General features: G+C 69.2%; 16 protein-coding genes and 1 other RNA gene. 5 read left to right on the top strand and 12 right to left on the bottom strand.

Annotated elements, in window-relative coordinates:
* Nucleotides 1–12: 12 nt before the first annotated feature.
* The gene (locus tag F5X71_RS10830) at nucleotides 13–1,446 is read right to left on the bottom strand and encodes an RNB domain-containing ribonuclease (protein WP_167461823.1); all 1,434 of its coding nucleotides are present in this window, start codon (nucleotides 1,444–1,446) and stop codon (nucleotides 13–15) included.
* Nucleotides 1,447–1,465: 19 nt separating this feature from the next.
* Nucleotides 1,466–1,798 (bottom strand): hypothetical protein, encoded by a 333-nt coding sequence (locus tag F5X71_RS10825; protein ID WP_167461822.1) that lies wholly within the window; start codon nucleotides 1,796–1,798, stop codon nucleotides 1,466–1,468.
* Between the two features lie 431 nt (nucleotides 1,799–2,229).
* Between F5X71_RS10825 and F5X71_RS10820 the strand changes: the two genes are divergently transcribed.
* Nucleotides 2,230–2,604: a hypothetical protein gene (locus tag F5X71_RS10820; RefSeq protein ID WP_167461821.1), complete on the top strand. Its 375-nt coding sequence runs from the start codon at nucleotides 2,230–2,232 to the stop codon at nucleotides 2,602–2,604.
* A gap of 194 nt (nucleotides 2,605–2,798) precedes the next feature.
* Here F5X71_RS10820 and F5X71_RS10815 read toward each other — a convergent pair whose 3' ends face one another.
* On the bottom strand, nucleotides 2,799–3,680 hold the full coding sequence (locus F5X71_RS10815; RefSeq protein WP_167461820.1) for a slipin family protein: 882 nt from the start codon (nucleotides 3,678–3,680) through the stop codon (nucleotides 2,799–2,801).
* A 153-nt stretch (nucleotides 3,681–3,833) separates the two neighbouring features.
* An RNA gene (gene rnpB / locus F5X71_RS10810) (RNase P RNA component class A) lies at nucleotides 3,834–4,249 on the bottom strand.
* Between the two features lie 76 nt (nucleotides 4,250–4,325).
* On the opposite strand from rnpB, the gene F5X71_RS10805 reads away from it, so the two are divergent.
* The 3 genes from F5X71_RS10805 to F5X71_RS10795 all read left to right on the top strand — a co-directional run bounded on the left by F5X71_RS10805 (nucleotide 4,326) and on the right by F5X71_RS10795 (nucleotide 6,266).
* Nucleotides 4,326–5,213: an alpha/beta hydrolase gene (locus F5X71_RS10805; RefSeq protein WP_167461819.1), complete on the top strand. Its 888-nt coding sequence runs from the start codon at nucleotides 4,326–4,328 to the stop codon at nucleotides 5,211–5,213.
* A gap of 153 nt (nucleotides 5,214–5,366) precedes the next feature.
* Nucleotides 5,367–5,885, top strand: coding sequence for an RNA methyltransferase (locus tag F5X71_RS10800; protein WP_167461818.1), 519 nt, complete (start codon nucleotides 5,367–5,369; stop codon nucleotides 5,883–5,885).
* 60 nt (nucleotides 5,886–5,945) lie between these two features.
* Nucleotides 5,946–6,266, top strand: coding sequence for a hypothetical protein (locus F5X71_RS10795; protein ID WP_167461817.1), 321 nt, complete (start codon nucleotides 5,946–5,948; stop codon nucleotides 6,264–6,266).
* A 64-nt stretch (nucleotides 6,267–6,330) separates the two neighbouring features.
* On the opposite strand, the gene F5X71_RS10790 is transcribed toward F5X71_RS10795, so the two are convergent.
* The 4 genes from F5X71_RS10790 to F5X71_RS10775 are packed head-to-tail and all read right to left on the bottom strand — an operon-like array spanning nucleotide 6,331 to nucleotide 9,310.
* A complete protein-coding gene (locus tag F5X71_RS10790) occupies nucleotides 6,331–7,266 on the bottom strand; it encodes a hypothetical protein (RefSeq protein WP_167461816.1) in 936 nt (311 codons plus the stop codon).
* Nucleotides 7,266–8,306 (bottom strand): YihY/virulence factor BrkB family protein, encoded by a 1,041-nt coding sequence (locus F5X71_RS10785; RefSeq protein ID WP_167461815.1) that lies wholly within the window; start codon nucleotides 8,304–8,306, stop codon nucleotides 7,266–7,268. The genes F5X71_RS10790 and F5X71_RS10785 overlap by 1 nt, the downstream gene beginning before the upstream one ends.
* 59 nt (nucleotides 8,307–8,365) lie before the next feature.
* On the bottom strand, nucleotides 8,366–8,854 hold the full coding sequence (locus tag F5X71_RS10780) for a GNAT family N-acetyltransferase (protein WP_167461814.1): 489 nt from the start codon (nucleotides 8,852–8,854) through the stop codon (nucleotides 8,366–8,368).
* A 48-nt stretch (nucleotides 8,855–8,902) separates the two neighbouring features.
* Nucleotides 8,903–9,310 (bottom strand): hypothetical protein, encoded by a 408-nt coding sequence (locus tag F5X71_RS10775; RefSeq protein ID WP_167461813.1) that lies wholly within the window; start codon nucleotides 9,308–9,310, stop codon nucleotides 8,903–8,905.
* A gap of 136 nt (nucleotides 9,311–9,446) precedes the next feature.
* On the opposite strand from F5X71_RS10775, the gene F5X71_RS10770 reads away from it, so the two are divergent.
* Entirely contained in the window at nucleotides 9,447–10,277 is an 831-nt protein-coding gene (locus F5X71_RS10770; RefSeq protein ID WP_167466369.1) for a helix-turn-helix domain-containing protein, read from the top strand.
* A gap of 11 nt (nucleotides 10,278–10,288) precedes the next feature.
* Here the strand turns inward: F5X71_RS10770 and F5X71_RS10765 are convergent, their stop codons facing one another.
* The 4 genes from F5X71_RS10765 to F5X71_RS10750 form a co-directional block, all read right to left on the bottom strand.
* The gene (locus F5X71_RS10765) at nucleotides 10,289–10,993 is read right to left on the bottom strand and encodes a S1 family peptidase (protein WP_167461812.1); all 705 of its coding nucleotides are present in this window, start codon (nucleotides 10,991–10,993) and stop codon (nucleotides 10,289–10,291) included.
* Between the two features lie 473 nt (nucleotides 10,994–11,466).
* Nucleotides 11,467–12,600, bottom strand: a complete 1,134-nt coding sequence (locus F5X71_RS10760) for a bifunctional RNase H/acid phosphatase (RefSeq protein WP_167461811.1) — start codon at nucleotides 12,598–12,600, stop codon at nucleotides 11,467–11,469.
* 31 nt (nucleotides 12,601–12,631) lie between these two features.
* Nucleotides 12,632–13,369, bottom strand: a complete 738-nt coding sequence (locus F5X71_RS10755) for a zinc ribbon domain-containing protein (RefSeq protein ID WP_167461810.1) — start codon at nucleotides 13,367–13,369, stop codon at nucleotides 12,632–12,634.
* An 85-nt stretch (nucleotides 13,370–13,454) separates the two neighbouring features.
* A complete protein-coding gene (locus F5X71_RS10750) occupies nucleotides 13,455–14,096 on the bottom strand; it encodes a hypothetical protein (protein WP_167461809.1) in 642 nt (213 codons plus the stop codon).
* Nucleotides 14,097–14,161 lie beyond the last annotated feature (65 nt).

Raw genomic sequence — 14,161 nt, 5'->3', positions numbered from 1 at the left:
AGCATCCGAGAGTCAGGGCGTGTAGTCGAAGGCGATCTTGCGGGTGGCCGGGTCGGCGGCGGTCAGCCGGACGCGGACCCGCTCGCCCTCCGGGGGTTCGCCGGTGCAGGGGCCGAGTACCGGCGGGTCGGCGATGAAGACCTCGGCGGCGCGGTTGCCGTTGGCCTCGCGCACCACGACCGCGTCGAACTCGGCGCCCGCGCGCTCGGCGAGCAACGTCGCCTCGGTCAGGTCGACGCAGGCGCGTTCGACCTTGTTCGCGATCCCGTCGCTGCGGCGCATGGTGTCGGCGGCTTCGGCGAGACCGTCGGTAACCCACTGCGGCACTGCGGTTCCCGCGCACCGGGCCAGACAGATCTCGGTGGCGTAGCGGTCGACCAGCCTGCGCAGCGGCGCGGTGACGTGCGCGTACGGCGCGTGCATCGCGCTGTGCTGCAACGCTTCCGGGGCCGCCGGGGCCGGGTCGCCGTTCAGCACGGTGTAGGACGCGCCACGCAGCAGGCTGGTCGCCTCCGACATCAGCACCAGCGCGGCGGGGGTGTTCGGGTCCAGCGCGGCGAGCATCTGCCCGACCGGCTGCTCCTGCGGCCATGCGACGCCCAGCGCGGCGGCGGTGCGGCGCATGGACGCGATCGCCGAATCGGCGGGCGGTGGCATGGTGCGCAGCAGCGCGGGCGCGCCCGCGTCGAGCATGATGCGCGCCGCGCACATCCCGGTCAGCAGCGAGACCTGCTCGTTCCAGTCGTCGGCGGCGGTGCGCGGCTCGACGATCAGCCGCCAATGCCGCAGCGATCGATCGTCGCGGACGATGCTCTGCGCGGGCAGTCGCAGTCCGATCGCGCCGCGGGCCAGTCCCGCCTCGATGCGCCGCTTGCCGAATTCCGGCAGGGCCGCGATCGAGGGGTGCGGTCGGCCCGCGTCGGCGTCGGCCTGCACACCGGCGTAGTCGAGCCGGGCATGCGAGCGCACTAGCGCGCGCTCCACCGAAAAACGTTGCGGCTCTGCGTTTTCATCGAGTTCGATGGTCCACAGCGCGGCCGGGCGCCGCTGCTGCGGCAGCAGGCTCGCGGTGCCCTCGGACAGCACCGGCGGATGCAGCGGCACCGTGCCGTCCGGAAGATAGAAGGTCTGCCCCCTGAGTCCCGACTCCTTGGCGAGTGCTCCGTCGGGCTCGATCACGGCGCCGACATCGGCGATGGCGTAGTGCAGCAGGAAGCCGGTGCTGGTGCGCTCGAGGTGCAGGGCCTGGTCCAGATCCATGGCCCCCGGCGGGTCGATCGTCACGAACGCGATGTCGGTGCGATCGTTCCGGTCGCCCGCGAACGCGTCGGACGCGTCGCGGGCTTCCGCGGTCGCCTCGGCCGGGTACGCCGAGGCCAAACCGAATTCGGAACGAATGGCGCCGAAATCGACCGGCGCCGAGACGATCCGCTGATGTAATTCCACGCTGGGTGTGCCCGACCTACTACTGCAGCGCCAGCATGGTGCCGTTCAACGAATCGAGCGGCCCGTACACGGTGAAGGTGACATGTCCGCCCGGGACCGCCGCCGACACCGCGGCGGCCGCGTCCAGCGCCTCACCGAAGGAAGGCGCCGAAGGATGTGGCAGACCCGCGAGGGTCCGCCCGAAACGGTTCTGGGCGACCCAGACCGTGTCGGCAGGGCTGAGGTCGACCTGCACCCCGCCCGGCAGCGGCGTCACCGCTACGGCACCGGCGGAACCGGCCCCCAGCATGGCGAAAACCGAAGCAGCACCGGCGATCAACGCGCCGGCGACCAGTGAGCGAACAATCCGCATATGAGTTGAGACCTGCTTTCCCGCATTCGAAGTGTGAAGAGAACGTTGCGGCCCCGACTACGGGCCGAACCAACGGTCCCTACTTTATGACGTCGATCACGGTCCGGCTAGTTACTCGCGCATCGGCATGGCGGCTCCACTACGCCGAGCAGCCCGTCGACGTGGCTGCTAACGTGGCCGCCGTAGCGTGGCTCACATTCGGCCCGCACATTCTGAAATGTCCTGTACGTCGACAATTGGGAGTTTCGTAGCTATGTCATCGATCTTGTTCGACTACCTGGCCCCGCTGATCGGCGCGGACCAGGCAGCCTATTGGGCCCAGGTCTTCGTCATCTCCCCGGTCTGACCGACAAATCCACTGACGCAACCTGTCGCCTCCCGTTCACCGGACGGGAGGCGGCTTTTGTTCGGGACCGCTAGCATCGCGCTCCGTGATCAGAACTACCGCCGCTCTCGCGGCCAGCGCGACCGTCTTTGCCCTGCTGCTCACCGGCTGCGGGAACGACAAGGCCACCACCGATGCCGCCTCCGCCACCACCGCGCAGTCGAGCGGCGACACCCAGGTCGTCGACAGCGTCAAGGCCGGCGCGTTCGTCGTCAGCTTCCGCGGCGCGTTTCCGAAACTCGCCGAAGGCAAGGACGACGCGAAGCTCTCCGCCGTGCTCAGCGACAGCTGCAAAGACATCAAGGCGGGCAAACCCGAGGACGAGGTAATCCAGAGCATCATCAAGCGCGCCTCCGGCAGCACCGAGGCGACGCCCGAGGAATCGAAGGCCATCTACCAGATGGCCAAAATGATGTGCTGAGCCGCGGCTATTTCAGCCACGGCAGGTGATCGGGCAGATATTTCAGCGCGTAGCCGATCGCGATCATGCAGACGATGGCGATGACGGGAATGAGCACGGACATCGGTCCGATCCTTACGTTGTACTACCGATGCGGGTCGTACGGCGGTGCCGAAAGGCGTCGACCGTACCCGTATCGGTATACGCCTCCACCGTCACGCCTGGGTGTCGATTTGCTGCGCGGATGGCGGATCGTCGGGCTGGTCCAGTTCGCTGTGCCGCGGGGTGGCGGGGAGTTTCTCCGGTTCGGACGGGGGTGCCTGGTTCGCGGCGGGTGGAGTGGTGCGTTCCAAGAAACGAAGCAGTTCCACCGGGAACGGCAGGACCAGGGTCGAATTCTTTTCCGCCGCAACCTGAACCACGGTTTCGAGCAGGCGCAGCTGCAGCGAGGCGGGCGACTCCGACATCTGTGCGCCCGCCTGCGCCAGCATCTGTGCGGCCTGCAGCTCGCCCTGCGCGGAGATGACGCGGGCCCGGCGTTCGCGTTCGGCCTCGGCCTGCCGCGACATCGACCGCTTCAACGCGTCGGGCAGTGCCACATCCTTGATCTCCACTCGGTCGATGTGCACGCCCCAGCCCAGCGCCGGGCTGTCGATCATGATCTCCAGGCCCTTGTTCAACTCTTCGCGGTTGGACAGCAGGCTGTCCAGGTCGCTCTTGCCGATGATCGACCGCAGCGAGGTCTGTGCCACCTGACCGACGGCGAACAGGTAGTTCTGCACCTCCACCACCGCCAGCACCGGATCGAACACCCGGAAGTACACCACCGCGTCCACCCGCACCGTGACGTTGTCGCGGGTGATGCCGTCCTGCGCGGGAATCGGCATGGTGACGATCTGCGTCGACACCTTCCGCATCCGGTCGACGAACGGAATCAGCAGGCGCAGCCCGGGGTCTCGCGTCGCGATCACCCGGCCGAACCGGAAGATCAGCCCCTTCTCGTACTGTGCGACCACCCTGGCGCTCATGGCCGTGGCAATCGCGCCCGCCGTCGCGCCCACGCCGAAGATGCTGCCGACGATCGCCAGAATGTCCATGCCCCGCCACCCGACTCGCGTCCGCGTACAGCAGAGGCGGGCGCCTGGACGCTGCGGCCCCGCGGCTGCCTCCATCATCGCACCGTCGGAGCCGTTGCAGGGCAGACTGTTCCGAGAGCGGCTGCGCCCTCGTGGGCACCGAGCCGGAACGGGCGGGCGAGTTGGCCTGTAAGCCGGATCCTGTCCCCGGTTCGCACCGGGGGGCGACCATCCATCTGGACACACCGTTGCCGGGTGCCTCGAGCGGTCCACCCGCAGGCTCGGGCGAGCAGCCCTCGAACACCTGCGCAGCCGCACCGCGGGCGATGCGACCTTCGACCTTGCTCCGGGCGGGGTTTACCTAGCCGCCCCGGTCACCCGGGGCGCTGGTGCGCTCTTACCGCACCGTTTCACCCTCACCACACGACCCCGAAAGGCCGTGGGCGGTCTGTTCTCTGTGGCACTGTCCCGCGGGTCACCCCGGGTTGCCGTTAGCAACCGCCCTGCTCTGTGGAGTCCGGACTTTCCTCGGCCTCGGGCGGCGACACAGCTGTGCCCGTTCCCGATGCCGCGGCCGCCCGGCCAACTCGTCCGCGCTGACAGCGTACTCGGCATGGCAGACTCCGCCAGGGTGCGGGGGCCGCGGACGCAGTACGGTGGTGTGCCATGGAACGTGTCGAGGTCGGCTTCCCCTCCGGAAGCGAGCAGTGTGCCGCCTGGCTCTATCGCCCGGACGGCGCGCCCAAGCCCCGCCCGCTCGTTGTCATGGGACACGGCCTGGGGGCGAACCGTGAGATGGGGCTCGACCGGTACGCGCGGCGCTTCGCCGCAGCCGGCATGGCGGTGCTGGTGTTCGACTACCGCAATTTCGGGGCGAGCCAGGGTGAGCCACGCCAGCTCATCAAGATCGGCAAGCAGCGCGACGACTGGCGCGCCGCCATCGCGTTCGCGCGCACCATCCGCGGCATCGACGCGACCCGGATCGCGTTGTGGGGCACCTCCTTCGGCGCCGGGCACGTCCTCGCGGTGGCACCGGAGGACGACTACCTGGCCGCGGTCGTGGCACAGGTCCCGTTCACCAGCGGCTGGTCCAGCGCACTGGCGAAAGGTCCGATCAGCCTCACCAAGGTGAGCGCGATCGCCGCCACCGACCTGTTGATCGGCCCGTTACGACGCAAGCCCGTCGGCATCCGACTAGCGGGCCGCAAGCGTTCCGCCGCGTTGATGAGCGCGACCGACGTCCCGGAGGGCAACGGCAGGCTGGCCGAGGAGAGCGAGCGCTACAAGCCGAAAGTGGCTGCCCGCGTCGCCTTTTCGGCCATGTTCGACAGGCCGGGCCGCCGCGCGAAGGCGTTGAAGATGCCGGTGCTGTACGCACTCGCCGACAACGATTCGATCACCCCGATCAAGCCCGCGCTGCGCGCGGCGGAGCGCACCAAGCACGCGGTGGTGAAGCGATACCCGGTGGGGCACTTCGACATCTACTTCGACGACACCTTCGAGAAGGCGGTATACGACCAGACCGAGTTCCTGGTGTCGGTGCTGCGCCCATAGCGGACAGCGCGACAGCACGGTCACCGTCGTGCCGTATCGTGGAGGGCGCAGCTCGATGCTGCGTCCTGTTGTCGACGATGGCCCGATGCGCCGCGAAGCATCCACTCCCATGAATTCTGTGCTCTGCCGGGGGAAGGCTGTTCCCACTCACCGATGACGACGGCGCGACTGAAGTCGCGTCCCGACCTGCGCAGGCAACGCAGGCCGCGCGCCCATGGCTGCTGGAATCACCTGATCATCGCGCCGCTGTGGCCCAAGCACGGCGTCAACCTCGGCACCCTGCTGCGCACCTGCGACGCGGTCGGCGCCTGTCTCGCCGTGCCGCGCAAGCCCTGGGTGCCCGACGCCCTCGCCCACGGCAACACGCTGCGAAAACATCAGTGCGTGCACTGGATCGACGGCCGGGTCGATCGCTGGCTGGCGCGCCAGCGCGCCGGCGGCTCGGCCATCGTCGGCGTCGAACTCACCGACGAATCGATCCGCCTCGCCGACCTGCCCACCGCCCGGCGACGCACCGTCATCGTGCTCGGCCACGAATCCACCGGCATCCCACCGGAAGGCCTGGAACTGCTCGACGTGGCCGTCGAGATCCCGATGGTCGGCACCGGCCACAGCCTCAACGTCGCTGTGGCAGGCTCCCTCGTCCTCTACAAGCTCGCCGGCCTGTGTTGAGCCCGCTCGGGTCGCTCGGCCTGCAGCGCTGTCGGTCCCCGGCCGCTACAGTCGCCGCCCATGAACGCTGCGACGGCCGCCGTCATCATCGAGATCGTGGGCGGGATCGTGCCTTTCGACGAGACGGAGCGCGAACACATCGACCAGACGCTGAGCTGGCCGGCGTCCACCGACGATGTGCTCCGCCGGGTGAAGCCGGACACCCCGCCGCGGCACCTGGTCAGTTACGTCGTGCTGGTCGACCCCGACGCGCGCCGTACCACCCCCGTACCTTCCGGAGTCTCGGTCCCTGCGGCACACGGAACGGGTACCCCAATGCAAAAACGAGGCGCGGCAACACCTGAGCGCAGCGACCCGCACGCAGAACAGTCGGCGACGTAGACAGCCTGCCGCAACCTCGCCCAGCTGGCTGAACAAACACAGAGTGCGCCCGACCCCTGCTGGTTCAGCGGCGGCGCAAAGCTCGCCAGAGCACTACGGCGAATCCGGCAACGAACGCGCCTGCGATCGCGGGTTGCTTGCGTATTGCCTCGGTGAATGAACGCCCCTGTTCCACAACGGGTTCCGGGACCGCGTCCGTGACCTGTGCTGCGGCGTCCTTGGCGCGCTCGGCCGCCTGCTCGGTGCGCTCGCCGGCGGCTCGGATCGCCTCGGCGGCCTGGTCCTTTGCCGCCTCGGTCTTTTCACCCGCCGAGTCGAGTGCGGCGGCCGCGGCCGCTTTCGCGTCGTCGGCCTTCGCGTGCGCCGCGCCGAGCACCGCGGCGGCGTTCGGGTTTTCGACCCCGACCTTCTCCTCGAGCTTGCCGATGGCATCGGCGGCGGCCTGCTTCCCCTCGGCCGCAATCTTTTCGAGCCCCTCGGCCGGTGCCGCAGCGGGGTCTACGCGGCCGGCCTGTACCGCACCGGCCGCCTCGGCGGCACTCTGGTCGGCATCGCCTGCTTTGGCGCGCCCATCGGCGTCGGAAGCAGCGGCGATGTCCGGCTCCGCTGTGCCCGCACCCTCGCACACCTGCGCCGCCGCGGTCTTTCCGTCGGCGATCGCTTGCGCCGCATTCTGCTTCGCCTGTTCCTGCGCACCACGAATCGCCGCCGCGGCTTTGCGTTGGGCTTCGGCGGTGTCCTGCTCGACTTCCTGCTGCCTGGCTGCGGCGGCGGCCGCGGCGGCGCGCGCGGCTTCGGCGGCCGCGGCGGCGCGCGCGGCTTCGGCGGCCTCGGCTTCGGCCTCGCGGGTCACCTCGGCGGCCTTGCGCTCGGCCGTCTCGCGCACCTGCGCGGACTGCTCGGCCGCGAGTTGCGCTGCCACCGCGGCCTTTTCGCGGACCGCGTCGGCCTTCTCCTGGAACTTGTCGGCCCCGGCCTCGGCGGGGTTGGGTTCGCCCATCATCGGCTCCTCTCTGCTGCGGGATGGTCGGCTGAGGTCATGGTGGAGTCGGCGGACTGCCTTTCGCATTCCTCGGACTCGGCGTCGTCGGACATGGCTCGGGTGTCTCGCGGGGGCAGGAACGGTTCTTCCTCCGGCGACAGCCCCTGTTCGATGCGCCGCCCGCGCGCGAGTTCGGCGTCGAATTCCGCGCCGAGCAGCACCGCGATATTGGACAGCCACAACCAGATCAGAAAGACCGCGACGCCGCCGAGTGAACCGTAAACCTTGTTGTAGGAGCCGAAATTCGCGACGTACACCGCGAACCCGGCAGACGCCGCGATCCAGAGCAGCACGGCGAGCACCCCGCCGGGGCTCAGCCAACGAAACCCCGGCTGCCGCGCGTTCGGCGCGGCCCAGTACAGCAGCGCGAAGGCCACGCTCACCAGCACGGCCAGCACCGGCCATTTCGCGATGTCCCACACCAGTACCGCGGCCGAACCGATCCCGAGCCACTGCCCGACCCGCTCGGCGACCCGGCCGGTCAGGACGACGCCGAGCGCACAGCACGCGAGCAGCACCACCATGAGGGCGGTCAAACCGAGTTGCACCGGAACGGTTTTCCAGATCGGGCGGCCTTCTTCGGTGTCGTAGATGGCGTTGGCCGCGCGCATGAACGCGCCGATGTATCCGGAGGCCGTCCACAGCGCCGTCGCCAAGCCGACGACGGCCAGCGGTCCGGACAACTGACTGGCGCCTTGCAATTGATGCAGAGCGTCGACGAGCAACGCGGTGCCGCTGCTCGGCCCCATCTGCTGGATGGTGTCTATCAGCGACTCGGTCGCCGACGGCCCGAGCGCGCCGAGGATCGCGGTGAGCACGACCAAGCCGGGGAAGATCGACAGCACGCTGTAATAGGTAAGCGCCGCAGCCCAATCCGAGAGGTTGTCATCCAAGAATTCGGTGACGGTGCGGCGGAGCACGCCCCACCAGGAACGCCAACGCAGCACCGACGGGCCCATCGACCAGTCCACCACCCGGTGTCCGTGCCGCTTCGCCATGTCCGTCACCTCCCGATCGAGGGGCGGATACCCCGCGACCGGCCGGGCAAACGCGAACGTCAGCGCCGGCGCACCCACTCGTGCTCGATGCGCGGATCATCCGGTCCCACCGGACCTGTCACGCCCGTTCGCACGAATCCGTGCCGCAGATACAGTCGTTCGGCGGCGGTGTTCCCGTCGGCGACCGCGAGCCACACCGCAGGGCTGCCCGCGGTGTCGGCCCAGTCGAGCACCGTTTCCACCAGCAGATCCGCTACGCCGGTGCCACGCGCCTCGGGTGCCACCCACATCGAAATCAGGTGCACGCCAGTGCGTTCCACGTCGCGCATGGCGCCGACTGTGCCCAGCTCGACGCCGTCGGCCTCGGCCACGTACTGCACCCGCTTGGACAGGATCTCGCGCCACACTTGTTCGGGGCGTGCTCGCGCCTCGGCGAGCGTCGCCCCGAAGCACTCGGGCGCGTCGGCCAGCGAGCGCAGCCGGAGCCGCCGGAACGTCTGCCATTCATCAGCGGCGAGCAGCCGGATACCGGTCGTCGATGTCCCCATCCCCGTTGTCTACCTGTCCCGCACGCGACGACGCAAACCCATCCGCGATCAGTAACCGGCCCGGCGGACACCGGTGTATTCGAGAACGGCGAACCCCGCGACCACGGCCGCGCCGACGAGCAGGAACGCGACCCCGAGCCCGGTCAGGCCGATCAAGCCCGAGAGCGCGACCGCCACCATGCCCGCCGCCGACAGTGCGTTGACGACAACCACCGCGCTCGCGTGCCCGAACGGGATCTCCGGATAGCCCGCGATCAGCAGCAGCGCCAGCGCACCGCCTAGCATGGCGACGCCGAACGGCACGGACCAGGCGGTAGGCAGGCCGAGCGGGCCGCGCAGAGCCGCCGCGCCTGCCAGCATGACCACGCCGAATATGCCGGTCCCCCATCCGTCCACGCGCAACGCGGTGCGCAGCAACCCGGTGCTCGTCTGGTCGGGGGAGAGAACCGTGCTCATCTTTTGTGCTCCTCGATCGGGTCCATTCGGGGCCGTGCGGCTCCGGCACCCCCACCTTGCCGACCTGAGGTGAGCGTCTCAATAACCTCCGAGGTCATGGCCTCGCCGCGGGCGCGCTGGCTACTCTGCTGGCGTGGTGTCGACGCAGCAGGAAACCCGATCGCGAGTAGGCGGGCTGCTCCGCGAGTGGCGCCTGCGCCGCAGGCTGAGCCAGTTGGACCTCGCTCTGGCCGCGGACACCTCGGCCCGGCACATCTCCTATGTCGAGAACGGCCGGGCCAAGCCGAGCCGAGCGATGGTGCTGCGGCTCGCCGAGACGCTGGACGTGCCACTGCGCGAACGCAATACGCTGCTGCTGGCGGCCGACTACGCGCCCGCGTACCGGGAAAGCAGCCTGGACGACACCAATCTGGCCTCGGTCCGTGCCGCGCTGACGACGATGCTGACCGCGCACGAGCCGTACCCGGCGGTGGTCGTCGATCGGTTGTGGAACGTGGTCACCGGCAACGCGGCGATGGGCGTACTGCTGCAAGGCATTCCGGATCATCTGCTGCTACCGCAGCCGAATGTGTATCGCCTGGTGCTGCATCCGGAGGGGCTGGCGGCGCGGCTGGCCAATCTGGGCCAGGTCCGAGAGTTGTTCCTGGAGCGGCTCGCCCGTCAGGTGAGTGCGAGCGGTGATCCGCGGTTGGCGGCGCTACACGACGAAGTACGTCGCTATCCCGTGCCCCCACCGGAGCCGGATGAACCGAAAGTCGGTGCGGGCGAACCCAGCCCGTTCGAGGTGCCGATCCGGATCCGCACGCCGCTCGGCGAGCTCTCGATGTTCAGCACGATGGCCACGTTCGGCGCGCCCGCGGATGTGACGCTGTCCGAGCTGGCCATCGAATTGTTCTACCCATTGGACGAACCCACCGCGGCCGCGCTGCGTGCGCTGGCGGCCGCGGCGAGCTCGGCACCGCACTGAATCGGTCGACCTCAGAGCGGCCGGAAGCCCGCGCCGACGCCGTTCTGCGCGTCGACGGCGGCGAGGATCACCGCGATCGGCTGGAAGAACGCGGGCGAGTGCAGCGGGTTGGCCGCCGTGGTGCACGGCACGTCGAAACCGATCGGGCCGATCCCGGTCAGCCGCCCCTGGTTCATCCCGACCAGTCGATCGCCGACGAACACCGGCCCACCGGAATCGCCTGGCTTAGAGCAGTATTGGTTGATGCTGGTGCCGTCCAGCCAGCCCCACACCACGCCGCAGTCGGTGCCGCTGCTGCGCCCGCTCGCGCACACGGTGCCGCCGGGCCCCGGCGGCGCACCGAGGCCGGCTATGGTGGTCGCGCCGACGCTGCGCACGGGGCTGACCCGCTCCGGATCGAGTTGCAGCACCGCGTAATCCAGACCCTCGCCGTTGTCGGAGAACGCGACCGTGCCGATCACGCCCGCGGTCGGCGTGTCTTCGGAGATCAGCCGCGCACCGGTGGGCGCGCAATGACCGGCGGTGAGGCCGATGAGCCTGCCCGCGCTGTCGTGCCCGATCGTGGTCAGCGAGCAGGCCGCGTTGTTCTCGAAGATGAGCCCGGAGCCGCCGCCGAGCACCGCATTCGGCGCGGCCGCGGCATTGCCCGCGCCGCCGGCCACCGCGGTCGCCACGGCGGCCGCGGCGATCGCGAGGGATCTGAGTTTCTTTGCCACTTCTCTCCTAATAGACAAGGTGGACAACGGGCATAACCACCCGCGCACACCTGGATCGGGGAGCGAACCACCCCCGATGGCAGCTGCGGCCACCGTCGACAGCGCAGTGGCCGACGCGGCGGAACTCGAGCGCTATCGGCTACTTGTCGGCGAATTCAGCATGGCCGGGGAGCGGCGCGGCGCACAACACCTGTGTGTACCGCGACACAGTCCACCGAGATGTGCGGTGCGCGCCACATCGCCACGCGTCGACCACGAAAAGTGCTTACCCGAACCGACTTTCACCTTCACCCACCCCGAGTACGGCCGAACTCCGCGGTCGACGATATTCAACGGTTATACGCCGCCCGCCACCGCATCGCGAATCCGCGCGGAAATCCCCAGGGTGCCCCGCCAGACCTGCGAACGCTCGCCGACCCGGCCGCCACGCGCCCGGCATCGGTCGATGCCGATCACGCGGGGCCGGGCTCGGCTCAGAGGTACGAGGTGTCGTTGAACAGCCGTACTGACGAACCGCCGTCGGGATAGAACTCCGCGATCGACAGCGAAGCCAGATCCAGATGCAGCCGGTACAGCAGCGACGGTCCGGCGGCCAGCGCCAGTTGCAGCAGCGTCTTGATCGGGGTCACGTGACTGACCACCACCAGGTTCGCGCCCGGATACTGGGTGACCAGGTCGCGGCGCACCCCGTCGACGCGTGCACGCACCTGGTCGAAGCTCTCGCCGCCGGGTGCGGGCACCGAAGGGTCGCCGAGCCAGCGGGCATGCAGTTCGGGGTCGCGCTCGGCCGCCTCGACGAAGGTCAGGCCCTCCCAGTCGCCGAAGTCGGTTTCGATGAGGCCGTCGAGGACGGTCAGCGGCGCGTCGAGCGCGTCGGCCGCAGCCTGTGCGGTGTCGCGGGCGCGGCTCAGCGGGGAGCTCAGCACCGCGGTGATATCGCCTTTGGCGGCAAGCATTTTCGCGGCGCGCGCGGCCTGCTCGCGGCCCAGCTCGGTGAGCGGCGGATTGCCCCGGCCCGAATAGCGCCGCTGCACCGACAGTTCGGTCTGCCCGTGCCGCAGCAGCAACAGCCGGGTGGGACGCCCGACGGCGCCGGTCCACCCCGGCGCGGGTTGCGCGGCGACCGCTGTGCTCTCCGGAAACGTTGGCGCCGTGGGCCGCTCGGCCGCACGGGCGCCGCGCACCTCGTCGACCAGCGTGCCGTCGTCCATCGCCTCGTTCGCCAAGCGGTCGGCGTGCGAGTTCTCGTTGCGCGGAATCCAGGTGAAGCTCACCCGCTCGAAATCCGCGACCAGCCTGCGCGCCCGGTCCGCGAGCGGAATCATCGCCGCGTGCTTGACCTTCCAGCGGCCCGACATCTGTTCGACGACCAGCTTGGAATCCATCCGGACCGCAACGACCTGCGCGCCGAGCTCGACCGCGGCCTCCAAACCGGCGATCAGGCCGCGGTATTCGGCGACATTGTTGGTGGCGACGCCGATGAACTCGCGCCGCTCGGCCAGCACCCGCACATGATCGGCGGCGTAGACGACGGCACCGTAGCCGGCCGGACCCGGATTACCCCGGGAACCGCCGTCGGCCTCGACGATCACCTCGCGTTCGGTCACCGCGCCGCTCGCTTCGCGCGGTCCACCGCCGTCACAGTCCCGATTCCTTGGTGCGCACCAGGATCGCACCGCACTCCGGGCACCGCACCACCACGTCGGGCGCGGTCTTGGCGATCCTGGCGATCTCACCGCGGTCCAGCTCGATCCGGCAGGCGCCGCAGCGACGGGCCTGCAACAGCGCGGCGCCGACGCCGTGCTGGGCGCGCTGGCGGTCGTAGACCGCGAGCAGGTCGGCCGGGAACAGCGCGACCAGGTTCGCCCGGTCGGCGTCGCAACGGCCCTGCGCCACTTCGAGATCCGCGAGGGCCTCGTCGCGCTGACGCTGCGCGTCCGCGAGTTCCTGCTCGGTCTTGTCCAGCCGGGCGCCCGCGTGCTGGTAGTCGTCGGCGGAGGCCTCGCGCTTCTCCATCACCTCGAGCAGCTCGTCCTCGAGCACCGAGCGGCGCCGCTCCAGGCTGCCCAATTCGTGCTGGATCTCCGAAAGCTGTTTGGCGTTCACCGTTCCGGCGGTGAGCATGCCCTTGTCGCGCTCTTCGCGCTTGCGAACCGCGTCGACCTCGCCCTCGAGCTTGCGGATGTCGCGATCGAGGTCGTCGAGCATGATCTGCACGGCGACGGCGGCATCCTTGTGCGTGTTTCGCTCGGCCTCCAGCCGGGCCACCTCCTGCTGTTCGGGCAGCACGGTGCGGCGATGCGCGATCCGCGTCAGCTCGGTGTCGACAGCGGCGAGCTGTAGCAGCTTGGCCTGGATCGGTGGTTCGACATTCAACGCGGACAAACTCCTGAACGCTATGGACGGGGTCGGCCCTCAACCGTACCCCGCCGGGGCCGCCCGCTTGACCGACGGCGCACCATTAGGCCGGGGCGCGGGTTTTTATCGCGTCGCGGGAGATGAAGACGTCGTATTCACCGGGCACCGCGATCACGGCGTTGCCGTACGCGGAGCGGATGAACGGCTCGGTCCACCAGCGTCCCTTCGTCATGTCGTTGAAGAAGTCCGCGTCGCCGTCGTTGAGGAAGATGTGGTTCTGCGTGGTGGCCACGCCGTCGAGCCGCTGGCCGTACAGCCTGCTGATCTTGTATCCGGAGTGGAAACCCATGGCGTTCACCCAGGGCTCCAATTCGACGATGCCCGCCTGCAGCACCCACATGTCGCCCTCGATCTGATAGCGCAGGTGCTGGTCTTCGTGGTCGTCGTCGCCGAACAGCGTCAGCTCCACGTCGAGGCGGTGTTCCTGCCCGGCCACCGGCTTGGCCACCACGTGTGCCGCCTTGATCTCCCCGGTCAACCCGAGGTAGGTCTGCATCAGGGTCGACACCCACAGCAGCACCACCGCGCCGAGCAGCACCACCACCCCGCTGCCACCGCGCGTGATCAGCGCGCGCAGGCCGACTCGGCGCACCAGCACGAGCCCGGAGATGAGCAGCGCGATCCCGATCAGGATGATCAAGATCAATCCGACCTGTATGAAGCCGAAGTCCACCGGGAAATTCATGCGGTAGTTGTACCCCTCAACGACCGCTCGACCCGTGCAATTCGCCTCCGGCACACGCCGATCCG

It is taken from the genome of Nocardia brasiliensis (genome assembly GCF_011801125.1).
Taxonomy (GTDB): Bacteria; Actinomycetota; Actinomycetes; order Mycobacteriales; family Mycobacteriaceae; genus Nocardia; species Nocardia brasiliensis_C.
This window is presented reverse-complemented; position numbering and strand designations above follow the sequence as displayed.